This is a genomic window from Actinocatenispora thailandica (assembly GCF_016865425.1).
Lineage (GTDB): Bacteria > Actinomycetota > Actinomycetes > Mycobacteriales > Micromonosporaceae > Actinocatenispora > Actinocatenispora thailandica.
The window spans coordinates 3,135,184-3,160,886 of the sequence record NZ_AP023355.1; the positions used below are offsets into that span (position 1 = coordinate 3,135,184).

General features: G+C 72.8%; 23 protein-coding genes, 1 tRNA gene, 2 pseudogenes and 2 riboswitches. Of the genes and pseudogenes, 21 read left to right on the top strand and 5 right to left on the bottom strand.

The window, feature by feature from the left end:
* Positions 1-8 precede the first annotated feature (8 nt).
* The 5 genes and pseudogenes from fmt to Athai_RS13910 all read left to right on the top strand — a co-directional run bounded on the left by fmt (position 9) and on the right by Athai_RS13910 (position 6,040).
* On the top strand, positions 9-935 hold the full coding sequence (gene fmt, locus Athai_RS13885; RefSeq protein WP_203961869.1) for a methionyl-tRNA formyltransferase: 927 nt from the start codon (positions 9-11) through the stop codon (positions 933-935).
* A 70-nt stretch (positions 936-1,005) separates the two neighbouring features.
* Positions 1,006-2,615 (top strand): annotated as a pseudogene (locus Athai_RS35265) (RsmB/NOP family class I SAM-dependent RNA methyltransferase).
* Between the two features lie 255 nt (positions 2,616-2,870).
* A complete protein-coding gene (locus Athai_RS13900) occupies positions 2,871-3,323 on the top strand; it encodes a MarR family winged helix-turn-helix transcriptional regulator (protein ID WP_203961871.1) in 453 nt (150 codons plus the stop codon).
* The gene (locus Athai_RS13905; RefSeq protein WP_203961872.1) at positions 3,320-4,969 is read left to right on the top strand and encodes an MFS transporter; all 1,650 of its coding nucleotides are present in this window, start codon (positions 3,320-3,322) and stop codon (positions 4,967-4,969) included. Before Athai_RS13900 ends, Athai_RS13905 begins: the two co-directional genes overlap by 4 nt.
* 126 nt (positions 4,970-5,095) lie before the next feature.
* Positions 5,096-6,040 (top strand): endonuclease/exonuclease/phosphatase family protein, encoded by a 945-nt coding sequence (locus tag Athai_RS13910; RefSeq protein WP_239156920.1) that lies wholly within the window; start codon positions 5,096-5,098, stop codon positions 6,038-6,040.
* 19 nt (positions 6,041-6,059) lie between these two features.
* Here Athai_RS13910 and Athai_RS13915 read toward each other — a convergent pair whose 3' ends face one another.
* A complete protein-coding gene (locus Athai_RS13915; protein WP_203961873.1) occupies positions 6,060-6,680 on the bottom strand; it encodes an NADPH-dependent F420 reductase in 621 nt (206 codons plus the stop codon).
* Positions 6,681-6,945: 265 nt separating this feature from the next.
* On the opposite strand from Athai_RS13915, the gene Athai_RS13920 reads away from it, so the two are divergent.
* The 6 genes from Athai_RS13920 (at position 6,946) to Athai_RS13945 (ending at position 12,653) form a co-directional block, all read left to right on the top strand.
* Positions 6,946-8,178, top strand: coding sequence for an FAD-dependent oxidoreductase (locus Athai_RS13920; RefSeq protein WP_203961874.1), 1,233 nt, complete (start codon positions 6,946-6,948; stop codon positions 8,176-8,178).
* A gap of 25 nt (positions 8,179-8,203) precedes the next feature.
* The gene (locus Athai_RS13925) at positions 8,204-8,818 is read left to right on the top strand and encodes a TetR/AcrR family transcriptional regulator (RefSeq protein ID WP_203961875.1); all 615 of its coding nucleotides are present in this window, start codon (positions 8,204-8,206) and stop codon (positions 8,816-8,818) included.
* 139 nt (positions 8,819-8,957) lie between these two features.
* Entirely contained in the window at positions 8,958-9,872 is a 915-nt protein-coding gene (locus Athai_RS13930; protein WP_203961876.1) for a BadF/BadG/BcrA/BcrD ATPase family protein, read from the top strand.
* Positions 9,869-11,122, top strand: coding sequence for a hypothetical protein (locus tag Athai_RS13935; RefSeq protein WP_203961877.1), 1,254 nt, complete (start codon positions 9,869-9,871; stop codon positions 11,120-11,122). Before Athai_RS13930 ends, Athai_RS13935 begins: the two co-directional genes overlap by 4 nt.
* A complete protein-coding gene (locus Athai_RS13940) occupies positions 11,119-11,871 on the top strand; it encodes a sugar isomerase domain-containing protein (RefSeq protein ID WP_203961878.1) in 753 nt (250 codons plus the stop codon). Before Athai_RS13935 ends, Athai_RS13940 begins: the two co-directional genes overlap by 4 nt.
* 20 nt (positions 11,872-11,891) lie before the next feature.
* A complete protein-coding gene (locus Athai_RS13945; protein ID WP_203961879.1) occupies positions 11,892-12,653 on the top strand; it encodes a GntR family transcriptional regulator in 762 nt (253 codons plus the stop codon).
* Positions 12,654-12,732: 79 nt separating this feature from the next.
* On the opposite strand, the gene Athai_RS13950 is transcribed toward Athai_RS13945, so the two are convergent.
* Positions 12,733-12,806, bottom strand: a tRNA-Pro gene (locus tag Athai_RS13950).
* A 372-nt stretch (positions 12,807-13,178) separates the two neighbouring features.
* Here Athai_RS13950 and clsA point away from each other — a divergent pair.
* From clsA to gcvP, 10 genes and pseudogenes are all read left to right on the top strand, one after another.
* Positions 13,179-13,790, top strand: a complete 612-nt coding sequence (gene clsA / locus Athai_RS13955) for a cardiolipin synthase ClsA (protein WP_420829830.1) — start codon at positions 13,179-13,181, stop codon at positions 13,788-13,790.
* Complete coding sequence (locus tag Athai_RS13960; protein WP_203961881.1) at positions 13,787-14,734, top strand: DUF881 domain-containing protein; 948 nt, start codon at positions 13,787-13,789, stop codon at positions 14,732-14,734. Before clsA ends, Athai_RS13960 begins: the two co-directional genes overlap by 4 nt.
* Entirely contained in the window at positions 14,731-15,063 is a 333-nt protein-coding gene (locus Athai_RS13965; RefSeq protein WP_203961882.1) for a small basic family protein, read from the top strand. The genes Athai_RS13960 and Athai_RS13965 overlap by 4 nt, the downstream gene beginning before the upstream one ends.
* Positions 15,064-15,065: 2 nt before the next feature.
* Entirely contained in the window at positions 15,066-16,046 is a 981-nt protein-coding gene (locus Athai_RS13970) for a DUF881 domain-containing protein (RefSeq protein ID WP_203961883.1), read from the top strand.
* Between the two features lie 101 nt (positions 16,047-16,147).
* Positions 16,148-16,528 carry a glycine cleavage system protein GcvH gene (gcvH, locus tag Athai_RS13975; protein WP_203961884.1) on the top strand — a complete coding sequence of 127 codons (381 nt, stop codon included), beginning with the start codon at positions 16,148-16,150 and terminating at the stop codon, positions 16,526-16,528.
* Positions 16,529-16,659: 131 nt separating this feature from the next.
* Complete coding sequence (gene odhI / locus Athai_RS13980; RefSeq protein ID WP_203961885.1) at positions 16,660-17,103, top strand: oxoglutarate dehydrogenase inhibitor Odhl; 444 nt, start codon at positions 16,660-16,662, stop codon at positions 17,101-17,103.
* A 62-nt stretch (positions 17,104-17,165) separates the two neighbouring features.
* The gene (gene ftsR, locus Athai_RS13985) at positions 17,166-17,861 is read left to right on the top strand and encodes a transcriptional regulator FtsR (protein WP_203961886.1); all 696 of its coding nucleotides are present in this window, start codon (positions 17,166-17,168) and stop codon (positions 17,859-17,861) included.
* Positions 17,862-18,082: 221 nt separating this feature from the next.
* Positions 18,083-18,547 carry a bifunctional nuclease family protein gene (locus Athai_RS13990; RefSeq protein ID WP_203961887.1) on the top strand — a complete coding sequence of 155 codons (465 nt, stop codon included), beginning with the start codon at positions 18,083-18,085 and terminating at the stop codon, positions 18,545-18,547.
* Positions 18,548-18,775: 228 nt separating this feature from the next.
* On the top strand, positions 18,776-19,363 hold the full coding sequence (locus Athai_RS13995; protein ID WP_203961888.1) for a MerR family transcriptional regulator: 588 nt from the start codon (positions 18,776-18,778) through the stop codon (positions 19,361-19,363).
* A 59-nt stretch (positions 19,364-19,422) separates the two neighbouring features.
* Positions 19,423-19,521: riboswitch (glycine riboswitch) on the top strand.
* Positions 19,522-19,617, top strand: a riboswitch (glycine riboswitch).
* Between the two features lie 112 nt (positions 19,618-19,729).
* Positions 19,730-22,572 (top strand): annotated as a pseudogene (gene gcvP, locus Athai_RS14000) (aminomethyl-transferring glycine dehydrogenase).
* Between the two features lie 42 nt (positions 22,573-22,614).
* On the opposite strand, the gene Athai_RS14005 reads toward gcvP, so the two are convergent.
* The 3 genes from Athai_RS14005 to Athai_RS14015 all read right to left on the bottom strand — a co-directional run bounded on the left by Athai_RS14005 (position 22,615) and on the right by Athai_RS14015 (position 25,642).
* Positions 22,615-22,824, bottom strand: a complete 210-nt coding sequence (locus Athai_RS14005) for a DUF5999 family protein (protein WP_203961889.1) — start codon at positions 22,822-22,824, stop codon at positions 22,615-22,617.
* A gap of 182 nt (positions 22,825-23,006) precedes the next feature.
* Entirely contained in the window at positions 23,007-24,842 is a 1,836-nt protein-coding gene (locus Athai_RS14010; protein ID WP_203961890.1) for a substrate-binding domain-containing protein, read from the bottom strand.
* A gap of 128 nt (positions 24,843-24,970) precedes the next feature.
* Entirely contained in the window at positions 24,971-25,642 is a 672-nt protein-coding gene (locus Athai_RS14015) for a hypothetical protein (protein ID WP_239157508.1), read from the bottom strand.
* Between the last annotated feature and the right edge of the window lie 61 nt (positions 25,643-25,703).

Sequence of the window (25,703 nt, forward strand, 5' to 3'; positions counted from 1 at the left end):
AACCCGACGTGCGCCTCGTCTTCGCCGGTACGCCCGAGGTGGCGGTGCCGAGCCTGTCCGCGATCGCCGCCTCGCGGCACGAGCTGGTCGGGGTGGTGACCCGGCCGGACGCGCGCGCCGGCCGCGGCCGCCGGGTCCTGCGCTCGCCGGCGGCGAGTTGGGCGGACGAGCACGGCGTCGAGGTCCGGACGCCCCGCCGGCCCTCGGACGAGGAGTTCCTCGACTGGCTGCGCGACACCGCGCCGGACTGCGTGCCGGTGGTGGCCTACGGCGCGCTGGTGCCGCAGACCGCGCTGGCCATCCCCGCGCACGGCTGGGTCAACCTGCACTTCTCGCTGCTGCCGGCCTGGCGCGGCGCGGCGCCGGTGCAGCACGCGCTGCTGCACGGCGACGAGGTGACCGGGGCGAGCGTGTTCGAGCTGGAGAAGGGGATGGACACCGGCCCGGTGTACGGCTCGCTCACCGAACAGGTGCGGCCCACCGACACCTCCGGCGACGTGCTGTCTCGGCTGTCGATCGCGGGTGCCGGGCTGCTGGTGGCGGTGCTGGACGCGATCGAGGACGGCACCGCGCGGGCGGTGCCGCAGCCGGCCGACGGGATCAGCATGGCGCCGAAGGTGACGGTCGAGGACGCCCGGGTGCGCTGGGACGACCCGGCGTTCGCGGTGGATCGCCGGGTGCGCGCGTGTACCCCGGCGCCCGGCGCGTGGACCACCTTCCGGGGCGAGCGGATCAAGGTGTTGCCGGTGGGCCTGGGCGGCGCCGACGCGGCGCTGGCGCCCGGCGAACTCGCCGTGCGGCGCACCGAGGTGCGGGTGGGTACGGCGTCCTCCGCGGTGCGCCTGGATCGGGTGCAGCCGGCCGGCAGGAAGCCGATGGCCGCCACCGACTGGGCGCGTGGCGCCCGGGTGTCACCCGGGGACCGGTTCGCGTGAGCCGGCGGTACCCGACGGGGCGAGTCCCGGCGCGCCACGAGATCCGGGCCGCGCGCACCGGGGAGCGATCGTGAGCGGCCCGCATCGGCGCCGCGGCGGTAAGCCGCCGCGTCCTCGCCGGCGCGGCGCACCCCGGCCCGCGCCGGTGCGGCCGGTGGCCGGGGCGAAGCCGGTCGACCGGGCCCGGCGGGCGGCGTACGAGGTGCTGCGCCAGGTGCACGAGCACGACGCGTACGCGAACCTGGTGCTGCCGAAGCTGCTCGCGGACTGGTCGCTGACCGGCCGGGACGCCGCGTTCGCGACCGAGCTGTGCTACGGGGCCCTGCGTGCGACCGGCACCCTGGACGCGGTGCTCGCGGCCGGGTCCAACCGCCCGCTGGCCAAGATGGACGACACGGTTCGGGACGCGTTGCGGCTCGGCGCCTACCAGCTGCTGTACACCCGGGTGCCGGCGCATGCCGCCGTGTCGACCACGGTCGGCCTGGTCCGGTCCACCGCCGGGGCCGGCTCGGCCAGCTTCGCCAACGCGGTACTGCGCCGGGTCGCCGGCGCCGACCTGGACGGCTGGCTGGACCGGATCGCTCCGGACGCCGGCACCGACCCGATCGGCGCGCTCGCCGTGCGGTACGCGCACCCGAAGTGGATCGTCCGGGCTTTCGCCGCCGCGCTGGATGCTCCCGCCGCCGCGACGTCGGACGCCGCGGGCGACGGCGGGCCGGGTGCCGCGCCCGGCAGCGACGGTGGGCCGGGTGCCGCGCCCGGCGGTGCCGATGCGCCCCCGACGCGGAGGTCGGGTCGGCGGGGGCCGATCCCGGGGTGGGCGCCGCGGGCGCCGAGCTGCGGGCGGCGCTGGCCGCCGACAACGACCGGCCGGTGGTGCACCTGGCCGCCCGCCCGGGCGCGATCGACGCGGCCCGGCTGGCCCGCCGGGTCGGGGGCGAGCCGGGTCGCTACTCGCCGTACGCGGTGTACCTGCCCGGCGGCGCTCCCGGTGAGCTGCCGGAACTGCGCGACGGGCTGGCGCGGGTCCAGGACGAGGGCAGCCAGCTGGTGGCTGCCGCACTGGCCGGTGCGGCGCTGGACGGCCCGGACGCGGCCTGGCTGGATCTGTGCGCCGGCCCGGGGGGCAAGGCGGCCCTGCTGGGCGCGCTGGTCGCGGCCCGCGGCGGCCGGCTGACGGCGGTCGAGGCGGCGGAGCACCGGGCCGAGCTGGTGCGGGCTGCGGTGGCCGGGCTGCCGGTGACCGTGCTGCATGCCGATGGCCGAACGGTGGGGGAGCGGCCAGAGCTGCCGGTCGGCGGGTTCGACCGGGTGCTGCTGGACGCGCCGTGCACCGGGCTGGGAGCGTTGCGCCGGCGTCCGGAGGCGCGCTGGCGGCGCTCCGAGGCCGATCTGGCCGATCTGGTCGAGCTGCAGCGTGCGCTGCTCGCCGCGGCCTGCCGGGCGGTACGCCCGGGTGGCCTGGTGGGTTACGTGACCTGCTCGCCGCACCCGGCCGAGACCCGCGAGCAGGTGGCCGCGCTGCTCGCCGACCCGCCGGTACCGCTGGTCGCGGTCGACGCCCGGCCGGCGCTCGGCGCCGATATGCCGCAGCTGGGTGCCGGGCCGACGGTGCAGCTGTGGCCGCACCGGCACGGCACCGACGCGATGTTCCTCGCGCTGCTGCGTCGCACGGCCTGACCGCGCGCCGCACCCCGGACCGGCACCGCGCTGCGTTGCTGCCCGCCGCGCCGCACCCGGACCGCGCCGCGCCGCACCCGGACCGCGCCGCGCCGCACCCGGACCGCACCGCGTCGCTGCCTGCCGCACCGCGCGCGGCAGGCAGCGGGCATCCGGTGGCACCTCGCCCGGGTGCCGGCGGATCACTCGGCGACCCGTTCGACGGCGTTACTCCGCTCACAGCGGCGGTCATCCGGCCAGAAACATAGTTAGGCTATGGATATGAATTCCGTGGCGACCGAGGAGCTGGCGGCCGAGCTGGCCGGCCGGCTGGGTGACCTGACGCACGCGCTGCGCCGCACCGTGGACCACGCCGCCAGCCCGACCGTGACCGCGGTGCTCGCCACCCTGGACCGGGACGGCGCGAAACGGGTCAGCGAGCTCGCCGAGGTCGCCCGGGTGGCGCAGCCCACGATGACCGCCCTGCTGCGCCGCCTGGTCGAGGACGGCACCGTGGTGCGCGGTGCGGACCCGCACGACCAGCGGGTCGTGACCATCGAGCTCACCGAGGCCGGTCGCGACACGCTCCGCAGCGTCCGGCAGCAGCGCACCGCCGCGCTGGCGAGCCGGCTGGACCAGCTCGACGGGAGCGACCGGGCCGCGCTCGCCCAGGCGATCCCGGCGCTCGACAAACTCCTCCTAACCTGGCGAAAGGTAGATCACAAATGAGTCATGGCGAGGGCGGCAGCATCCTCCGCCAACCGAAGTCCGTGTGGGCGGTCGCGTTCGCGTGTGTGATCGCCTTCATGGGCATCGGGCTCGTCGACCCGATCCTGCCGGCGATCTCCAAGGACCTGCACGCCAACCCCAGCCAGGTCGAGCTGCTGTTCACCAGCTACATGCTGGTCACCGGCGTAGCGATGATCATCACCGGCTGGGTGTCGAGCCGGATCGGCCCCAAGCGCACCCTGCTCGCCGGCCTCGTGCTGATCGTGGTGTTCAGCGCGCTGGCCGGATCGGCCAACGGCGTCGACGGGATCATCGGCTTCCGCGCCGGTTGGGGACTGGGCAACGCGCTGTTCATCGCCACCGCCCTCGCGGTGATCGTGGGCGCCGCGTCCGGCGGCGTCGGCGGCGCGATCATCCTGTACGAGGCGGCGCTGGGCGTGGGCATCGCGGTCGGACCGCTGCTCGGCGGGCTGCTCGGGGGCATCAGCTGGCGTGGCCCGTTCATCGGCGTCGCGGTACTGATGGCGATCGCGTTCATCGCCGTCGTCACGCTGCTGCCGACCTCGCCCAAACCCGCCCACCGCTCGTCGCTCGCGGACCCGTTCAAGGCGCTGCGGCACCGGGGACTGCTGACCACCGCCCTGACCGCGCTGTTCTACAACTACGGGTTCTTCACGCTGCTGGCGTGGACGCCGTTCCCGATGGGGCTGTCGGCGCACCAGCTGGGACTGGTGTTCTTCGGCTGGGGGCTGTGCCTCGCGGTCACCTCGGTGTTCGTGGCGCCGCGGCTGCAGGTGCGGTTCGGCACGGTCAAGACGCTGTACGTCGTGCAGGGCCTGATCGCGTTGACACTGGTCGTGATGGGTGTCGGCACCCAGTCGAAGCTGACGTTGATCCTCGCGGTGATCATCGCAGGTCTGTTCCTGGGCATCAACAACACGCTGATCACCCAGGCCGTGATGAAGGCGGCTCCGGTGGAGCGGCCGGTGGCCTCCGCGGCGTACAGCTTCGTGCGGTTCATCGGCGGCGCGATCGCGCCGTTCCTGGCCGGCAAGCTCGGCGAGAACATCAGTCCGAACCTGCCGTTCTACGTCGGTGCCGGTTGCGTGGTCATCGGGATCCTGGTCCTCGCCAGCGGGCGCAAGGTGCTCGCCAGGGTGGACGAGCCGGAGGAGCCGGCACCGAGCCCGGCCGACGCCGGTCGGCTGCTCGTCGCGGTGGACGCCGGCCCGGCCGGTACCGCGGTGGTGCGGCACGCCGCCGAGGTGGCCGCGCGGCGTGGCCTGTCGGTGCACCTGCTGCACGTGCGGGAGACCGAGGTGGTCGGCGACGCCGCGGTGGCGCTGGAGGGCGACGCGGACGCGCAGCGACTGCTCGCCGAACGACTCGCCGAGCTGCGCGCTGCCGGGGTGAGCGCCGACGGCGAGATCGCCGCCAGCACCGGTACGCATCCGGAGGTGGCCCGGCTGATTTTGGACCGGGCGGTGAAGCTGGCCGCCCCGGCGGTGGTGATCGGGTCCTCGTCGCACACCGGCCTGCACGGGCTGCTGGGCGGCAGCGTGGTCGCCGAGGTCTCGCAGCACGCCGGCCGGCCGGTCCTGATCATCGACCCGGCGGCGGACAAGCTCAGCCCGGTCACCGGCTGAACGACCGTGGCGGCGGGCCGGACGTGGATCGTCCGGCCCGTTCCCGGCTACCCGGGTCCGCGCACGGATCACCCCCGGTACCGGTCATGATGGTGCGATGAGTGCTGACCCGGATGCGGGACGCCGGTGAGCGGTCGAGCCGCGCTGCGCCGCCCGGCACCGGGGCGGCGCCGGGCCGGGCTGCGTGACGTCCCGGCCGTCCTGGCCGCCCTGCTGGTTGCCGCGCTGCTGGTCGGCCACCGGCTGGTACCCGACGGGGACGGCCTCGGTACCGTGGTGGACAGCTTCCTGCCCTGGCTCGGGCTGCTGGTGATCCCGGCCGGGCTGCTGGCGCTCGCGACCCGTTCCCGGCTCGGTGCGGTCGCGCTGCTGGTGCCGGTGGTCGGGTGGGCGGTGATGTTCGGGCCGGTGCTGCTGCCCCGGGGTGGTGGCGACGGGCAGCTGCGAGCGGCGACCCAGAACCTGGACGCGGCGAACCCGGACCCGGCCTCGACCGTACGACGGCTGGTGGCGCTGCATCCCGACCTGGTCGCGGTGCAGGAACTCGCGAACGACGATGCCGCGCGGCTGCTCGACGACACGTACCCGCATCAGCTGCGGGTGGGCACGGTCGGGCTGTGGAGCCGGTACCCGGTGAGGGACGGGGCGCCGGTCGACCTCGGCCTCGGCTGGAACCGCGCGCTGCGCGCCGACGTGCGCACCGATCACGGGCAGGTCCGGGTGTACGTGGCGCATCTTGGCTCGATCCGGCCGGGGGAGGACGGCAGCCGGGACCACACCCTGAGCCGGCTCGCCGACTCGGTACGGGCCGACCGGTCGTCGCACCTGCTGCTGCTCGGCGACCTGAACACCGCGACGACCGATCGGGCGCTGCGCCAGCTCAGCCCGCCACTGACCGACGCGCAGCGCGCCGCGGGCAGCGGGTTCGGCTTCACCTGGCCGTCCCGGTTCCCGATGACGCGTCCGGACCAGGTGCTCTACCGGGGACTGTCGGCCACCGACGCGTCGGTGGCCGACACCGGCGGCAGCGACCACCGGGCGGCCCTGGCCGATCTGCGCGTCACCGGCTGAGCCTGGCCACTGCGGGCCGTCACTGCCGGCGGTCGAGTTCCAGCGAGGTGGCGTAGTTCCCGCCGATCTGGTCCTGCACCTTCATGTGCAGCAGCTGGAACGACTCCAGGGTGTACGCGTGCTTGCTGCCGCCGACCAGGATCGGCCGCATCCCGCCGTCGGCGGTGAGCGCGGCTACCTGGGTGCAGGCGGTCTCGTCGTCGCCGGCGATGAACACGTCCAGCGGACCGCCGCCGGTCAGGTTCACCGCGAACGTGGTGTTGAACGCCTTGACCACCTTGGCGCCCGGTGCCGCCTTCGCGACCTGTTCGGCGGCCGAGATTCCGGGTGGCGTGACGAGGTCGTCGAAGGTGCCGATGTTGACCGGGTTCGCGATGTCGACGACCACCCGGCCGACCAGCTCGCCGGCCAGCCGCTCGGCGACCATCCGGGTCGCCGGGTACGGCAGGGCGAGCACGACGACCGAGGCGGCGCCGAACGAGCCGATCGGTTCGCCGGTGGCGTCGCCGTCGAGCTCGGCGGCGAGGGTACGGGCCGCGTCGTGGTTGCGGGCCGCGATGCGGACCTGGTGCCCACCGGCGAGCAGGCGGGTGGCGATGCCTCGGGCCATGCTGCCGGCCCCGACGATGAGTACCTCCATGAGTACGGATCGTAGTCGCTATGCGGGGGAGTGTCCGGCCCAACGACGCTGCGCGGTCGGCGCCGGTCGCCGTCCCTGGTCCGCGGGCCGTGGAGCGGGTCGGCGGCGGCCTGGCCCTCCCCGACCCGGGCAGCCGGCCCGGTTCCGGCTGGCTCGCGCGGTTCGACGGCGCCTCGATCATTCTGTGGACCAGCTGGTCCACAGAATGCTAGGCTCTCTGTGGACCAGTTGGTCCACAAGCAGTGTTTCAGGAGAGGGAGCCGCCATGCTGCGCTCGATCGACCCGGCGACCCAGTACCAGGAGACCCGGCGCGACCCGCTGCGCGTCCTGGTGGTCGGCGCCGGTGTCGCCGGTGTGACGACCGCACGGCTGTTGCGGCACCACGGTCTGCACCCGGTGCTGATCGAACGGTCCGCCACCGGCGGGGCCGAGGGCTACATGCTGGCGCTGATGCCGATGGTCACCCCGGTGTTCGAGGAGCTGGACCTGTGGCCGGAGTACCGGAAGAACGGCATCCCGTTCGGGCGGTACCGGCTGTGCGCGCACACCGGCCGCGCGGTGCGCACCGACTCGATGGGCGAGCTGCTCGCCGACTACGGCGACTACCGCGGCATCAGCCGCGGCGGCCTGCTCGACGTGCTGTCCGGCGCGGACTGCCCGGTCTCGCCCGGCACCACGGTCGCCGCGCTCACCGAGGCCGGCGACGCGGTCACGGTGCGGTTCGACCCGGGCGAGGACGCGGTCGAGTACGAGTTCGACCTGGTCGTGGTGGCCGACGGGATCGGCTCCGCAACGCGCGAGCTGGTCGGCGCCGGTCCGGTCGGCGGGCTGAACACCGGCTGGGGCGGCTGGGTGGCGTGGGCACCGGCCGACGACGAGCAGGACCTCGGCGAGGAGCTGTGGGGCGCCGGGTTCTTCCTCGGCAGCTACCCGGTGCTGGACCGGATCGGGGTGTTCCTCGGCGGGCCCGACGCGGTGACCGCCGACGGCCCGGAGCGTTTCGTGGCCGAAGTGCAGCGGCGGCTGCATGCCCCGACCGCCCGGACCCGGCGGGCGCTGCGCGCCGTACTCGACGCCGACGACCCGTACTACTGGCCGATGCGGGACGTGCGCGCCAGCCGCTGGGTGACCCGCCACACCGTGCTGCTCGGTGACGCCGCCGCCGGCTTCCTGCCCACGGCCGGGATCGGCGCCGGGATGGCGATGGAGTCGGCGTGGGTGCTGTCCCGGCTGCTGCGCCATGCCGACCGGGCGAACCTGGCCACCCTGCTGGAGGCGTACGAGGGTGTCCAGCGGCCGCGGGTGGAGGCGGCACAGGACAACTCGCGGTCGTTGGCGAAGATGATGTTCCGCAGCGGTACGGCGTTCGCCGTGGGTCGCGACGTGGCGGCCCGGCTGCTGAGCATCCGTACGGTGCTGAAGCCGATCCGGCAGTTGCTGGACGGCCGGCCGGACCCGGACGCGGCGGCCCGCCGGGCGCTGTCGCGTACCGCCTGACCGGTCGGGTCGTCGAGGGGGAGCCATGCGGGGTGCCGAGACCGGAGTCCTGCCGCCGAAGCGGCGGCAGGCGCTTCTGGCCACGGCGGCCCGGGAGTTCGCCGGCGCCGGCTACCAGGGCGCCTCGCTGAACCGCATCATCCGGTCCTGCCGGATGAGCAAGAGCTCCTTCTACCACTACTTCGACTCGAAGGAAGCGCTGTTCGACGCCACCGTGCTGGACGCGGCACACCGGCTGCTCGCGGCGCTGCCGGTACCCGCACCCGACCGGCTGGCCGGGCCGGACTTCTGGACCAGGATCGACGAGCTGGTCGCGGCGCTGGCGGAGATCGACGAGCCGGAGGGCCGGATGTTGTGGGCCCTGTTCTACCTGGCCGACGCACCGAACGGGCCGGGCAGTGCGCTGTCGAGGTTGCGCGCCGCCATCGACGGCTGGCTGGCCGCGGCGCTGGCGGCCGGCCGCGCCGCCGGCGTGGTGCGTACCGACCTGCCGGCGTCGCTGCAGTCCGCGCTGGCTCTCGCCGTCCTGCAGGCGATGGACGAGTGGTCCCTGCAGCACGTCGACGCGCTGCCGCCGGCCGAACTCGACGCGCTGGTCCGGGCCCAGTTGGACGCGCTGCACCGGCTGCTCGACCGCTGAGCGCTCCCGGCCTGGAGCCGATCGCCGGACTGGTCCGCATCGACCGTGCACCGCACGGGATTCCGTCAGAGCCGGCGACCGGCCAGGTGGCAGCCGTCCACCGCTGGTTTTTGGTCTAGACCAGTAATAGCATGTCGTGGTGTCCGAGACGGTGGATGTCGCGATCGACGCCGGTCAGACCGGCGTGCGGGTCGGCGTGGTGCGGCGCGGCCGGCTGGTCGCCCGGCGGGATGGCCCGGGGCTGACCTACGGCGCGGAGTCCGGCTCCGCTGCCGCTCTCGACGGGCTGACCGGACCGTGGCGGGCGGTCGCGCCGGACGCCACGGTCGGCTCGGTGTGCGTGGGGTTGACCAGCGTGCTCGGCGGCGACGCCGGCTACCGCGCGCTGGCCGACGGACTGCTGGACCGGCTCGCCGCGCATCGCGTACTGCTCGGCGGCGACGTGGTGACCGCGCACGCCGGAGCGCTCGGCATGTGCCCTGGCGTGGTCCTCGCCGCCGGTACCGGCGCCATCGCCCTGGGGCTGAGCGCCGACGGGCGTTGCCACACCGTCGACGGCGGCGGCTACCTGTACGGCGACGCCGGTGGCGGCTTCTGGGTCGGTCGCCGTGGCCTGGACGCCGCCCTGCGCGGGTACGACGGGCGCACCGAGCCTGGCCCGCTGACCCGCAGGGCCACCGAGGTCTTCGGCGACCTCGGCCGGCTCCCCGAGCGGCTCTACCCGGCCGACGACCGGGTGGCCCAGGTGGCCGGCTTCGCCCGGCACGTGCTGGAACTGTCCGACTCCGACCCGGTGGCCGCGGCGATCGTCGACACCGCCGCCGCCGAGTTGGCCGCGACCACCGCCGCGGCCGGCGGCGACGACGTCTCCTGGACCGGCCGGCTGCTGCAGCACGACGGGCTGCGGGAGCGGTTCGCCGCCGCGTTGCACGCCCGGCGCCCGTCGGCGCGCCTGCACCCGCCGGCGGGCGACGGTCTGGACGGCGCCGCCGCGCTCGCCGCCAGTACCGACCTCGGCCCGTACGTCGGGTTGCTGCGGGTGGTGACGCGATGAGGACCGGCTTCGCCGCGGTGCCGCTCCCGGTCACCGAACCCACCCCGATGGGCGGCTACGCCGGCCGCGTCGGCGTCTCGGCCGGCACCCGGGATCCGCTCCAGCTCAGCGCCCTGACCTGGTCGGACGGGCATCACCGGCTCGCCCTCGTCCTGGCCGACCTGATCTGCGTCAACGCCGACGTGGTCGCCGCGGCACGAGCGGCGGTCACCGGGGTCGACGCGTTGTGGCTGGCGGCCAGCCACACCCACTCCGGGCCGGAGACCGGCTGCGTGCCGGGCGGTACCGCGACCCCGCCGCCCTGGTCGAGGTCGATCCCGGCGGCCGTGGCGGGTGTCGTCGACCGGGCGGTACGGGCGGAGGCCGACAGCGTCGGCCGCTGGCGCACCGGGATCCTGACCGATGTGGGCTCGGTGCGCAGCGAGGCGGCCACCGACGCGCGGGTACCGCTGGATCTCGTCGAGGTGCTCGACACAGCTGGCGACCGCGCCGGGCTGCTGGTCGTGCTTCCCGTCCACCCGACCGTGCTGTCCGCCGACAATCTGCTGGTCAGCGCCGACCTGGTCGGCGCGGTCCGGGCCGCGCTGGCCGAGCGGCTCGGCCCGGACATCTGGGTGGCCGTGGCCACCGGTACCGCCGGTGACATCAGCACCCGGCACACCCGCCGCGGCCACGGCGGCGCCGAACTGAAGCGGCTGGCCGCCGCGGTGGCCGACCACTGCCTTGCCGAGCTCGCCCGACCAGCGGTGCCCGCCTGGGGCGCTGCCGATCGGTGGGACGGGCGGGCCCGGCGCACGCTGCTGACCCCCAAACCGTCGTCGGCGGCCGACCGGCAGGCGATGATCGCCGCGGCCACCGAGGCGGTGGCGGCGGCCCGGCACGGCGGCGACCCGGCCACGGTGCGCATCGCGGAGGGCGACCTGACCGGCGCCCGGCTCGCCAGCACGATCGACGGGCCCGAGCACGAGATCGAGGCCGAGGTGGCGGTGGCACGCATCGGCGCGCTGGCGGTGGCCGCGCTGCCCGGTGAACCCTTCCTCGCGTTGGGGGAGACGATCCGCCGGTCCCGGCCGGGACCGACCGCGGTGCTCGGCTACGCGAACGGCTACCCGGGCTACCTGCCCACTCGCGACGCGTACCGCCGAGCGCGGTACGAGGTGCTTGCCGCCGCGGCGGCCCCCGGCTCCGGCGAACGGCTCGCCGGGATCGCCGCCGACCTGCTCACCGACCTGGACGGAGCGCACCAGTGATCGATCAGGACGCCTACGCCGAGGTGGCCCGGGCCACGATCGACCGGTTCCTCGGCACCCAGCGCGACGCGATCACCCGGGCCGCTGCGGTGGTCGCGTCGGCGCTGCTGGACGGGGGAGTGCTGCAGGCCTTCGGTACCGGCCACTCCCGGGCGATCGCGCTGGAGCTGGCCGGCCGGGCCGGTGGCCTGGTACCGGCGAACCAGTTGGGCATCCGAGACGTCGTCTACTACGGCGACGCGCAGCCGGACGACATCCTCGATCCGCTGGTGGAGCGGGAGACCGGGCTGGCGGAGCGGATCTGGAAGCTGGCCCGGATCGAACCGGCGGACGTGTTCGTCGTCGCGTCCCACTCCGGTGGCAACGCCGCCATCGTGGAGATGGCCCAGCTGGCGAAGGGGCGCGGCCACCGGCTGGTGGCGATCACCTCGATGGCGCACACCCGGGCCATCACCCCGCGGCACCCGAGCGGGCAGCGGTTGGCCGATCTCGCCGACGTGGTCGTCGACAACTGCGCTCCGTACGGCGATGCGGCCGTCGAGCTGCCCGGTGGCGACCGGGTCGGCCCGCTGTCCAGCCTCACCGGCGTGCTGGCGGTCAACCTGCTGGTCGCGGAGGTGGCCGGCCGGTACCTGGCGGCCGGGTCGCCGCCCCCGGTGTACCGGTCGCTCAACGCGCCGGGAAACGAGGAGCGCAACGCCGCGCTGCTCGCCCGCTATGCCGGCCGGGTCCGGCTCGGCGACGCCTGAGTACCGGAGGAGCACCGACGATGGCCCGCACCCGGCACGACAGGTTCCCGGCGATCGAGCTGCCCGAGTCGCTGGATGCTGGCCGGGCCAAGGGCGAGCAGCTGCGCGAGATCCTCGAAGCGATGGTGGCGCACCAGCCGCCGGGCACCCTGCTGCCGTCGGAACGTTCGCTCGCCGAGCGGTTCCGCCTGGCCCGGATGACGGTCCGGCAGGCGATCGACGACCTTGCCGTCCGCGGACTGGTCCGCCGCGCCAGGGGCACCGGCACGTTCGTCGCCGAGCCGAGGCTGTCTCACGGGACGACGGCGGGCTCGTTCAGCGACGACATGCGGCGCCGTGGGATGGTGCCCGGCGCCCGGGTCGTCTCGGTACGGGAGCACTCGGCGAGCATGCTGGTGGCCGAACGGCTGCGCATCGGCGCGGGGGATCCGGTCGTGACCCTCGATCGGCTCCGTTCGGCCGACGGGGTTCCGATGGCGGTGGAACAGACCAGGCTGCCGGCGACCCGGTTTCCCGGTCTGGCCGACCTGATCTCCGACGACGTCTCGCTCTACGGCGTGCTCGCCGAACGGTGGGGGGTGCGGGTGCATCGCGCGGCTCACCGGGTGTCGGTCGTCGGTCTGGCGGAGACCGATGCGGCGCTGCTGGACGCACCGACCGGGCTGCCGTCGTTCCTGATCGAACGCACCGCGTACGACGAGGCGGGGCGGGTGATCGAATGGGGGCGCTCGCGCTATCGCGGTGACCGCTACGACGTGATCTTCGACGTCGCTGCGGACTGACCGGGACCGGCGCAGCCGCGCTCAGCGACAGATGCCCCTCCATCAGCGTTTCCGCTGGTGGAGGGGCATCGAGGAACTGTCGGGACGGCGGGATTCGAACCCACGACCCCTTGACCCCCAGTCAAGTGCGCTACCAAGCTGCGCCACGTCCCGAGGCCGCGCTGCCGCGGCCATCACAGCGTAGCGTAGCCGCGTCCCGATAGTCCGCCGGGGACACCCGTCGATGCGCTTGGTCCGGTTGCGGTGCCGGTGGCCTCCGGCTGGCCGGCGATCACGAGCCCATCTCACTGCCATCATCCCCTTTCCGTATCCGTCCAGCTACCTAGGAAGCTTTGAGGCGTAGTGCCCCGCACCACACCTACCGGTGTCGCGCCGACAGCACCGCACGCGTGACCGGCCGCCCGGCACGGCTACGATGGCGTCGCTAACTGGGGGAGCGGGGCGTCCAGCCGGGCGCGCCCCGGGTCTTGGCCACGAGCAGGGCCGGGACGGCCGCGGAGGGGAGGCCAGATGGCGCGCCGGTCGGTGTCGACCTCATCGGTCGCGGCCGGTACGGGTCAGGTCGTGTCGCACCGGGTCTTCACGCTGCCGAACCTGGTCAGCCTGATCCGGCTCGCGGGTGTGCCGCTGTTCGTCTACCTCCTGCTGGTCGCGCACGAGACGATCGCCGCGCTGGTGGTCCTGGCGGTCGGCGCCTCGACCGACTGGGTCGACGGCCAGCTGGCGCGCCGGCTCAACCAGGTCACCCGCCTCGGCCAGCTGCTGGATCCGATCACCGACCGGGCGTACATCGTCGTCACGGTGCTCGCCCTGACGGTCTCCGGCGCGGTGCCGTGGCAGCTGACCGCGGTGCTGGTCGCCCGGGAGGCGGTGGTGGCACTGTCCATCCCGGTGCTCTGGTACCACGGGTACCAGTCGCTGCAGGTGCACTACCTGGGCAAGACGGCGACGTTCGTGTTGATGTTCTCGTTCCCGGTACTGCTGCTCGCCACGGTCGGCGGGGTCGTGCAGGCGGTCGCGTTGCCGGTGGGTTGGGCGCTGGCGCTGTGGGGCGCGGCGCTGTACTGGTACGCCGGGGTGCTGTACCTGATCCAGGCGGCGCAGGTGGTGCGCGCGGCGAGGCGGAGCCTGCGGTGAGCGACGCGGTGGAGCCGCCGAAGGGCGAACCGTCCGGGCCGGGCCCGACCGGCAAGACGTGGGGCAAGGCGTTCGGTGCCGACCTGCTCGCCCGGCTGTACGAGACCTCGCTGGAGCCGGGTTATGCGGCGGCGGCGGAGAAGCGGCGCCGGGAGGGGCCGCAGCGTCCGTCGGCGCGACGGCTGGGCAAGGCCGGTACGGCGGCGATGGCGCTGCTGTTCGGGGTGCTGGTGGCGGTGACCTACCGGCATGCGGTGGCCGCGGAGCCGGAGTCGCATCGCACCCACGACCAGCTCGTTGGTGCGGTGAAGAGCCAGCGCGCGGAGACGGATGCGTTGCAGCGGCGGGCGGATCGGCTGCGGGAGCAGGTGTCGAACCAGCGCGACCAGGCGCTGTCGCTGGCCGGTGGCGACGAGGCCGCCCGGTTGCACGCCTTGGAGGCGGCGAACGGCCTGGACCGGGTGCGGGGGCCGGGGCTGACGGTGACGTTGACCGATGCGCCGCCGCCGAAGGATCCGGTGACCGGCAAGGAGAGTTCGGAGAACCTGGGTCGGGTGCTGGATGTGGACATCCAGGAGGTGGTGAACGAGCTGTGGCGCGATGGGGCGGAGGCGGTGGCCATCGACGGGCAGCGGTTGGGTGCCACCTCGACGATCCGCACCGCGGGGGAGGCGATTCTGGTGGACTTCCGACCGGTGAGCAGCCCGTACAAGATCACGGTGATCGGGCCGGGGTCGATGGGTGACCGGTTCGGGTCGTCGGCGACGGATGCGCGGTACGAGGGGTTCGTGAAGCGGTATCAGATGGGGTTCTCGGTGCAGCGCTCGGCGCGGTTGACCCTGCCGGCGGCGGCCGACCAGCAGTTGCGGTACGCGCATCCGGTGCGCCCGGGTGCTTCGGTGTCGCCGTCGACGTCGGCGTCGGGTTCCGGGGGTGGCCGATGATCGCGTTGGTCGCGCTGGTGATCGGGGTGGTCGTCGGGTTCGCGCTGGAGCCGACGGTGCCGACCGGGCTGCAAGCGTACCTGCCGATCGCGGTGGTGGCGGCGCTGGACGCGGTCACCGGCGGGGTGCGGGCGTGGCTGCGCAAGGAGTTCAACGACAAGCAGTTCGTCATCTCGTTCGTGTCGAACGTGCTGGTGGCGGCGCTGATGGTGTACCTGGGTGACAAGTTGGGCGTGGGCGCGCAGTTGTCGACGGGTGTGGTGGTGGTGTTGGGGATGCGCATCTTCGCGAACGTGGCGGCGATCCGGCAGACGTTGTTCAAGGCGTGATGATGGCCAAGCACGAGGAACCGATCGATCCCGACGCGGAGCCCGCGGAGGTCGGGCGCCGGCCGGAGGCGGGGCGCCCGTCGCCGTCTGCCGGGTCCTCCGACCGTCCGGAGGACCCGGCGGACCCGGAGGCGGGCGCGACCCCGGAAGGCAACGCTGGGGACGCGGCGGAGTCCGGGGCCGAGGGGCCCATGCGGGCCGAGGCCGGGGACGACGGGCCGGCCGGCGGTGCCGCGGTGCGGGCGGGTGGTGCGGAGGAGTTGCCGTCGGTGCGGTGGTGGACGCACCGGTTGCCGCGCCGGTCGGCGGCGTTGATCGGGGTGCTGGTGGCGTTGCTGGGGTTCGCGCTGGCGGTGCAGGTCAACAGCAACGATTCCGATCAGGCGCTGGCGGGGGCGCGGCAGGAGGATCTGGTACGGATCTTGGACACGCTGGATTCGCGCAAGGAGCGGTTGCAGCAGGAGATCGCGTCGTTGAACTCGCAGCGGCAGCAGATCTCGTCCACCGAGCAGGGCCGGGCGGAGGCGTTGAAGGAGGCCCGGCAGCGCGCGGATGATCTGGGCATTCTAGCCGGTACGTTGCCGGCGGAGGGGCCGGGGTTGTCGGTGGTGTTCGCCGCCGGCAAGGACGGCGTGGGGGCGAGCGTGCTGCTGGATGCGGTGGAGGAGTTGCGGGGGGCCGGCGCGGAGGCGATGCAGGTGGCGGGGTCGTCCGGTGCCGGGGTGCGGATCGTGGCGTCGACGTCGTTCGTGGATGCCTCGGGTGGTGCGGTGGCGGTGGACGGGAACCGGTTGTCGGCGCCGTTGACGTTGTCGGTGATCGGGGACGGTTCGACGATGCAGGCGGCGTTGAACATCCCTGGCGGGGTGGTGGACACGGTGCGGCAGGCGGGTGGTCGGGTGAGCGTGCGGCAGCCGTCGGTGGTGCGAGTGTCGGTGACCCGGTCGGCGGCTGCGCCGCGGTATGCCCGCCCGGTGTCGTAGCCGCTGGTTGTCGTACATTGGCGGGGTTCGCCGGTGGATGCTGGCGGTGGGGTGGCCCGGTTGCCGCGGCTGCGGCTTTGGTGCATTGAGAGGACACAGCGGTGATTCCCGACGATCTGCGGTACACGGCGGAGCACGAGTGGGTGCGGGCTTCGGGCGACTCGGTGCGGGTGGGTATCACGCACTTCGCGCAGGACTCGCTGGGTGATGTGGTGTTCGTGGAGTTGCCGGAGGCGGGCACGGCGGTGTCGGCCGGGCAGGCGGTGGGTGAGATCGAGTCGACCAAGAGCGTCTCGGATGTGTACTCGCCGGTGTCGGGGACGGTGACGGCGCGCAACGAGGCGTTGGGGGATTCGCCGGACCTGATCAACCGTGAGCCGTACGGCGAGGGTTGGATGCTGGAGATCGAGGTGTCGGATTCGGCGGAGCTGGACGGGCTGCTGGATGCGGCGGCGTACCGGAAGGTCACCGGCGAAGGCTGAGGTGCCGCGGGTGCCGGGCCGCGCGTAGTGTTGGGGCTGCTGGTTGGTTCCGGCGTGGGTCGGGTCCGTCCGGTGCAGGCGGTGGCTGGTTGCGGGGCCACCGAGGATCGCGATGGTCTTGAGGTGGTCCGATGACCCGGCCCGACGACGAGTTTCCCCCGCTCGACGTCACCTCGACGTTGAACATCGGCGCGCTGGAGGACATGCTCGACAGCGCGGTCGAGGCCGAGGTGGTGCCGACTCGGTTGGCGCGGTCGTTGCCGCCGGGGACGGCGCTGCTGGTGGTGCGGCGGGGGCCGAACGCGGGTGCGCGGTTCCTGCTGGATCATGATGTGACGACCAGTGGTCGTCATCCGGACAGCGACATCTTCCTCGACGATGTGACGGTGTCTCGTCGGCATGCGGAGTTCCACCGGGAGGCCGGTGTGTTCGCGGTGCGCGATGTGGGCAGTTTGAACGGGACGTATGTCAACCGGGAGCGGGTCGAGACGGCTACCCTGAGCAATGGCGATGAGGTACAGATCGGTAAGTTCCGGTTGGTTCTGATCGCCGGTCCGAGGGCGGACGACGCGTAGGGGGCGCAGTGGCCGGGTCCGAGGGCTCGTCGGCGCGGGTGTCCGATGGGGCGCGTGCGGCGATGAGCATCGGTGAGGTGCTTGCTCATCTTCGGGGTGAGTTCCCGGACACGACGATTTCGAAGTTGCGGTTCCTGGAGTCCGAGGGGCTGGTGGAGCCGGAGCGGACGCCGTCGGGTTACCGGAAGTATTCGTGGGACGACGTGTCCCGGTTGACCTACATCCTGACTGCGCAGCGTGATCACTATCTGCCGTTGCGGGTGATCCGGGAGCAGTTGGCGGCGATGGACGAGGGGCGGCTGCCGCCGGGTGGCGCGGTGGTGTCGCGGCCGCCGTTGGTGGCGGTGGAGCAGTTGCCGACGGCGCGGGACTTTCGGCCGGCGTCGGTGGAGGTGCGGCTGTCTCGGGCGGAGGTGGCCGACCAGGCGGGGATCGACGACGCGCAGCTGCGGGAGTTGGAGCAGTTCGGGTTGGTGTCGGCGCGGTCGGGTTACTACGACGCCGACGCGTTGGAGATCGCGAAGGTCGTCGGGCTGCTGGCGCGGTTCGGTGTGCAGGCGCGGCATCTGCGGGCGTACCGGTCGGCTGCCGATCGGGAGATCGGGTTGTTCGAGCAGGTGGTTGCTCCGCTTGCGCGGCAACGGAATCCGCAGGCGAGGGCGGCTGCGGCGGAGACGGTGCGGGAGTTGGCGGCGTTGTCGTTGCGGCTGCATGCGGCGTTGGTGCAGGCGGGGTTGCGCGGCTCGGTGGGTGGGTGACCGATCAGCCTGTTGGGGCCTGTTCGTGGCGGGTTGGGGCCGTTGGGGCGGGGCCGGACGGTGACCGGGTTCGGCGTGTACCGTGCTAGGGAGACGCGGGATTTCCCTGTTCGTTGGCTGCCCGGTCCGAGAGCGTGGCGTTGACGGATGCGCGCGGTGGCGTTGGTGTCGGTCCCGGTTGGCCGTGCGGGTGGGGACGTCCGGGAACGACGGAGGCGGCGGTGCAGGAGCTCAGCGTGGTGGGTGTCCGGGTGGAGTTGCCGGGTAACCAACCGATCGTGCTACTGAAAGAGGCTTCGGGGGATCGGTATCTGCCGATCTGGATCGGTGCTGTGGAGGCGACGGCGATCGCTTTCGAGCAGCAGGGGGTGAAGCCGGCTCGGCCGCTGACGCACGATCTGCTGCGGGATGTGTTGACGGCGCTGGGTTCTCCGTTGCAGTTGGTGGAGATCACCGAGTTGAAGGACACGGTGTTCTATGCCGAGTTGGTGATCGGTGACGGGGTGCGGGTGTCGGCTCGGCCGTCGGATGCGATCGCGTTGGCGTTGCGGGTGGGCGCGACGATCCAGTGTTCGGAGCAGGTGCTGGATGCGGTGGGCATCGTGATTCCGGACGAGCAGGAGGACGAGGTCGAGCGGTTCCGCGAGTTTCTCGATCAGGTGAGCCCGGAGGATTTCGCCGGCTGAGGCGGCGGTGGTTGTTACGATGCCGCGCCGCCGGCTGGTCGGTGGGTGTTGTCGGCGTGTCGCGTCGTCGGGCGGCCGGCTGGCCTCAACCAGCGGTATAGGGTTCGGGTTGTCGCGGGTTCTGGTAGCTGGTTGACCCCGCGCCGCGGTGTTTCTACCGTCGAGGGTGGCGCGACGCTTCGTGGTCGGGCCGGTGCGCCCGGCAGTGTGGTGCGGGGAGGTTGTCACATGGACGAGCGGCGATCCGGGGAGCATGCGGCCGATGGTGGCGTGGCCCAGGGTGTGTTGTTCGGGTCCGTGGACGGCTCGCTGGACGGTGATGATGTCGGCTATCGGGGCGTGACCGCCTGCCATGCGGCGGGGATCAGTTACCGGCAGTTGGATTACTGGGCGCGGACGGGCCTGGTGGTGCCGAGTGTGCGGCCGGCGGCGGGTTCGGGCAGTCAGCGGCTGTACTCGTTTCGCGACATCGTGGTGTTGAAGGTCGTCAAGCGGCTGCTGGATGCGGGTGTGTCGTTGCAGAACATCCGGAAGGCGATCGATCAGTTGCGCTCGCGTGGGGTGGGCGATCTGGCGCAGATCACGCTGATTTCCGATGGTACGACGGTGTATGAGTGCCGTTCGCCGGAGGAGGTGGTCGATCTGTTGCAGGGCGGCCAGGGTGTGTTCGGGATCGCGATCGGTGGTGCGTTCTCGGAGATTCGCGGGTCGCTTGCGGCGTTGCCGGCGGAGCCGGCGGCCGGGGTGGACGTGCCGGTGTCGGCGGCGGGTGACGAGTTGGCCGCGCGGCGTGCGGCTCGGCGGCACGCGGGCTGAGCTGCGGCGGGTGTGGCGGGCCGGTCGGCTGACACCGCTGGTACGGTTCAAGGAAGCTGTTGACCCGTGTGGGAGAGACCGCCCGGCCGGTTGGTCGGGGGCGCCGAAGGGGCAATTCCTCCCCGGAACCTCTCAGGCAAAAGGACCGCTCGGGTAGGCGTCTCTGGAGAGTAGGTGGCTGTTGGCCGCCTCACCGACGGGGTAAGTCCGCGATGCGGGTGAAGCTCTCAGGTTTCGTGGACAGAGGGGGAGGACGCTGGCGCGGGCGTGTGCCCGCATGGTGGCGACCTCCTGGAGATCGTGATGACCGATCGGGCACCGGCGCAACGCGGCCCGCAGATCGACGAGACCGCTGGTTTGGGCGGGGTGGCGGCGGTGCCGTTCGCGGCCCGGCACATCGGTCCGGGCCTGGCCGAGCAGCAGCGGATGTTGGCCGAGGTGGGGTACTCCTCGGTGGCGGAGCTGCTGGCTGCGGCGATGCCGGAGACGATCCTGACCCGGCAGGCGTTGAAGCTGCCGCCGGCGGCTGGTGAGGCGGAGGTGACCGGCGAGCTGCGCCGGTTGGCGGATGCGAACCGCACCATGGTGCAGATGATCGGTCTGGGCTACTACGGCACGCACACGCCGGCGGTGGTGTTGCGCAACGTGCTGGAGAACCCTGCGTGGTACACGGCGTACACGCCGTACCAGCCGGAGATCAGTCAGGGCCGGCTGGAGGCGCTGCTGAACTTCCAGACGGTCGTCGAGGACCTGACCGGGTTGGCGGTGGCGGGCGCGTCGCTGCTGGACGAGGGTACGGCGGCGGCGGAGGCGATGACGCTGGCCCGCCGGGCGAACAAGAAGTCCTCCTCGCCGGTGTTCCTGGTGGATGCCGACGTGTTCCCGCAGACCCTCGCGGTGTTGCGGACCCGGGCGTTGCCGCTGGGGATCGAGGTGCGGGTGGCGGACCTGTCGGCGGGGCTGCCGGACGGGGAGTTCTTCGGCCTGCTCACGCAGTACCCGGGTGCGTCGGGCCGGGTGGTCGACCAGGAGTCGCTGTTCGCCGCGGCGCACGAGCGCGGCGCGCTGGTGACGGTGGCGGCGGATCTGCTGGGGTTGTGCCTGCTGCGCCCGCCGGGTTCGGTCGGCGCGGACGTGGTGGTCGGGTCGGCGCAGCGGTTCGGGGTGCCGATGGGGTTCGGTGGTCCGCATGCCGGGTTCATGTCGGTACGCAAGGGTCTGGAGCGGATGCTGCCGGGCCGGCTGGTGGGTGTCAGCAAGGACGCCGACGGGGCGGTGGCGTACCGGTTGGCGCTGCAGACCCGGGAGCAGCACATCCGCCGGGAGAAGGCGACGAGCAACATCTGCACCGCGCAAGTGCTGCTGGCGGTGATGGCCAGCATGTACGCGGTGTACCACGGGCCGGACGGGTTGCGGCGCATCGCGGCGCGCACGCACCGGCTGGCGACGATCCTCGCGGCCGGGTTGCGTACCGGTGGGGTCGAGGTGGTGCACGAGGCGTTCTTCGACACGGTGTCGGCGCGGGTGCCGGGCGGCGCGGCGCAGGTGGTGGCGGCGGCCCGGGATGCGGGGATCAACCTGCGGCTGGTGGATGCCGACACGGTCGGGATCGCCTGTGACGAGACGACGGGTGACGGGGATCTGCTGGCGGTGTGGCGGGCGTTCGGGATCGCCGTGCCGTCGATCAGCGAGGTGGATGCGGCGTGCGTGGAGCCGCTGCCGAGTTCGCTGCTGCGGGACGTGGACTACCTGGCGCATCCGGTGTTCTCGGCGCACCGGTCGGAGACGGCGATGCTGCGCTACCTGCGGGATCTGGCGGACAAGGACTACGCGCTGGATCGCGGGATGATCCCGCTGGGTTCGTGCACGATGAAGTTGAACGCCACCACCGAGATGGAGCCGATCACCTGGCCGGAGTTCGCGGCGATCCACCCGTTCGCGCCGGCCGACCAGGCGGAGGGGTACCGGTCGCTGATCGACGACCTGTGCCGGTGGTTGGCGGAGGTGACCGGTTACGACGCGGTGAGCCTGCAGCCCAACGCCGGCAGCCAGGGTGAGCTGGCGGGGCTGCTTGCGATCCACGGCTACCACCAGGCGCGCGGGCAGCAGCAGCGAGACGTGTGCCTGATCCCGTCGTCGGCGCACGGCACGAACGCGGCATCGGCGGTGATGGCCGGGATGCGGGTGGTCGTCGTCGGCTGTGACGACCAGGGCAACGTGGATCTGGCCGATCTGGACGCGAAGATCGCCGCGCACGCCGACACCCTCGCCGCGATCATGGTGACCTACCCGTCGACGCACGGGGTGTACGAGCAGCAGATCGCGCAGCTGTGCGGCAAGGTGCACGATGCGGGCGGCCAGGTGTACGTGGACGGGGCGAACCTCAACGCGTTGCTCGGGTTTGCCAAGCCGGGCCAGTTCGGTGCGGACGTGTCGCATCTGAACCTGCACAAGACGTTCTGCATCCCGCATGGTGGTGGCGGGCCGGGGTGGGTCCGGTGGCGGCGCGGGCGCATCTGGCGCCGTACCTGCCGGGGCATCCGATGCTGGACGGGGCCGACACGCAGCGGCCGACGGTGTCGGCGGCGCCGTACGGGTCGGCGGGGATCCTGCCGATCTCCTGGGCGTACCTGCGGCTGATGGGTCCGGACGGGCTGGCCGCGGCGACGGGTGCGGCGGTGCTGGCGGCGAACTACCTGGCGGCCCGGCTGCGGCCGCACTTCCCGGTGCTGTACGCGGGGGCGAACGGGCTGGTGGCACACGAGTGCATCGTGGATCTGCGGCCGTTGACGAAGGCGTCCGGGATCAGCGTCGACGACGTGGCGAAGCGGTTGATCGACTACGGGTTCCACGCGCCGACGATGTCGTTCCCGGTGGCCGGCACGCTGATGGTGGAGCCGACCGAGAGCGAGGATCTGGCGGAGCTGGACCGGTTCGCCGAGGCGATGATCGCGATTCGCGGCGAGATCGCCAAGGTCGAGTCGGGCGAGTGGTCGGCGGAGGACAACCCGCTGGTCAATGCGCCGCACACGGCGCGGATGCTGACCGCCGACGAGTGGCCGCACAAGTATTCGCGGCAGGAGGCCGGCTACCCGAACGGCAACGGGGCCCGGCAGAAGTACTGGTCGCCGGTGCGCCGGATCGACGGTGCGTTCGGTGACCGTAACCTGGTGTGTTCGTGTCCGTCGCCGGAGGCGTTCGCGGACTGAGCCGTGCGGGCCGCCGTCTGGCCCGCCGGAGCGTTCGGCGGGTCAGGCGGCGTGCGCCGAGCTGCGGTGTGGCGCGGGGCCACGGTGCGGGGTGATGGGGCTGCCGTCGGGCAGCAGCTGGCCGGTGTCGTCGAACAGCACGACGCCGTTGCACAGCAGGCTCCAGCCCTGTTCGGGGTGGGTGAACAGGATTCGCGCCGCCTCGCGCGCCGGGTCGTCGGCGGCTGGGCAGGGCGGCTGGTGCTGGCACATGGTGTGGTCTCCAGTGGTGATGGCGGCGCGCCGCGGATCGGGGCCGTGCACGCCTCATGGTGGCGTGTCCCCTCAACCGAACGACGTGACGTGGCCGCGGTGACGGCGCGGATCCGCCCGATCGGGTGCCGTGCCGGCGGTTCACCGCCCCCGGCCAGCGCCGTGGTGCTAGCCGTTGCGGGTCAGTCGGAGGTGGGTGGGGCGCCGCTGAACAGCGCCGTCAGCAGCACCTTGGAGACCTCGGTGGGGCTGCTCGCGGCGTAGGTGCGGCCGCCGGAGGCCTGCGAGATGGTCTGCAACGACGACAGGTCGACACCGCTGCCGTACCCGACGGTGACCACCGGCAGCGGATGGTTCTTGTCCGCGCCGGCGTTGAGGGTGCTGGTCAGCTCGCCCAGGCCGGTCTTGCTGGCGGAGTCGTTGCCGGAGCCGGTGACCACCACGATCCGGTTGCTGGCGTCGTTCTGGTAGTGCTTGCGCATCATCTGGTACGCGGCGGCGACCGTGTCGTAGAGGGTGGGTTCACCGACCGGCTGCAGCGCGTCCAGCGCGTCGTTGATCGCCACCCGGCGGGTGGCGCCGTGGTAGGTGCCGTTGAGCTTGTCGACCGGGACGATCTCCTCGTAGTCGGCCGAGTCGCCCTTGACGTGGCTCGCGTAGTCCCACAGGCCCAGTCTGGCGCCCGGCCCGAACAGGGTGATCGCCTCGGCGACGGCGTCGCTGGCCAGCTGCAGCTTGGTCTTGTCGGTGCCGGGAACCTTCTCTCCCATCCCGGCGGACACATCCATGATCAGCAGCACGTTGCTGTCGCGGGAGATCGACGTCCACATCGACACGGTCTGCGACACCGAGTCGGGGCTCATCACCTTGCGCGGGAGGGTGGGCACCTTGCGTTCCACCCCGTTGGCGGCGGTCATCAGCGGCCCCGGGCGGCGGGACGCGTCGCGGTAGCCGGCGTCGCGGAACGCCTTCTTCGCGGTACCCGAGCGCAGGTCGGTGAGGAACTTCTGGGCGATGTCGGTGCGGACCCGCTGCGCGTCGTCGTTGATGCCCGGAGTGGTCTGCTGCGACCAGCTCAGCGTCAGGTAGGGGAAGTCGGCGTCGGCGCTGCCGTCCGACGGGTACACCGCGGTCAGCGGCACCTTCGGCCCGTCCTGGTTGTAGCTGATCACGTCCTGTTCCAGGGCGGGGAACGCGGACACCGTCTTGAGCACCGCGGTGGTGCTGGTCGAGTCGGCCGACTCCAGCTTCTGGATGACCTGCTGGGTGTCGGTGGGGTGGGCGGCGCCGACCTGCCAGATCTGGTTGAGGCTCAGCCGCTCGGCGGTGGAGATGTCGCCGTCGTCGTTGGCGTCGGCCATGGCCGTGACCGCGTGCAGACCGGCTGTGGAGGTGGTCGCGTCGGTCATGTCGACCCGGATGCCGCCCCAGCTGGCGTGGCCGTACTTCGCCCACACCTTGCCGGCGTACTCGGTGGCGAGCTGGTTCCAGGTCAGCTTCGGGGCGACCTTCTTCATCACCGCGGCCATCGGCTTGGGCATGGCGATCACCGCGGGGCTGCGCGCCAGGCTGGGGCGGCGCTCGGGCAGCATCCGTGCCGCGTCCGGCCGCGACGCCGCCAGCTGCATCCACAGGCTGGACTCGGGCACCCAGGCGTCGGGCCGGGTGCCGTCGGTGCGGGGATCCCAGCTGGGTGCCAGCGCCGCCGCCACCGACGCGGAGTCGCGCGGGACCACGCTGATCTTCGCGCAGTGCCCGTCGACGGCGGGGCTGCCCTGCATCCAGGTCTGCGCCTGCTTGTCGATGATGCTGGACACGGCCGGGTCGGCGTAGACGGTGGCGGTGACGGCGCTGCCGCCGCAGCCGCGGGTCACCAGCACCACCCAGGTGGTCGTCAGGCCGGCCAGGACCAGCACGCAGATCGCGGTGATGATGATCCACGGCGCGATGACCAGGTGCTTGCCGATCCTGCGCCGGTGGGAGCGCAGGCCGCCCTTGGCGTGGTTGCCACGCGGCACGTCGCCTCCCTGGGGGTGTGGGAACGCCGACGGCAGCGGCCGCCGAATCTGGCACAGTGTAGGGCGTGCCGAGGCGGCCGGCGCGGTCGCGCGGGTACCGGTGGTGAAACGGCTCGCACAGCCGCCGTTCAGTCGATCTGCGGCAACTCCGCCAGCCGGGCCTCCACTTCGGCCAGCTCACGGCGCAGTTGCTCGGCCCGCTCCGCGGCAGCGTCACGGGCGGCAGCGACGATCTCACCGACAGCATCGGTGACGGCCGGTGTGTCGAGCAGCTCCACCATCTTGAGGGCGTCAACGGCCCGCACCGGTGCAGGTTTGGCCAGCGCTCGGGATCCGCGGTGGGCCTGCACCGACCAGTCGCCGTCCTGCCAGGTCAGGGTCACCGACAGCTCCGCCGGGCCCTTCGCCTTGGTGCGTCGGCCGGCGGCGCGCGGTGAACCGGCCGGCTTCGTGTCCGCGGCCGGCGCGGCGTCGACCGGCGCGGCGGGTTTCGCGCTGGGCACGGCGGCGGTCGCGGCCGGTTTCGCGGTCGCCGCCGCCGGCCGGGCCACGTCCGGTTGCGCCGCGGCAGGCTTCGGGGACGCCGGCTTCGGGGTCGACGGTTTCGCCGGCCGGCGCGGCGCCTTGCCGGGCAGTTGCAGGTCACCGGGCGCGAACTCCAGCTTGTCGCGACCGAACCGAACGCTGATGTACTCGTCGGCGGCGGTCGGGTCGCCGACCGCGGTCACCTGGCCGGTCTGTCCGGCGATCTGCCCGGCGGCGGCGGTGAACACCACCTTGGGCCGCCGCCCGGATGACACCGCGCTGCGCAGCGTCTCGATGTCGTCGACCGACAGTCCTCGGGGGCGGCCATGGCACCCA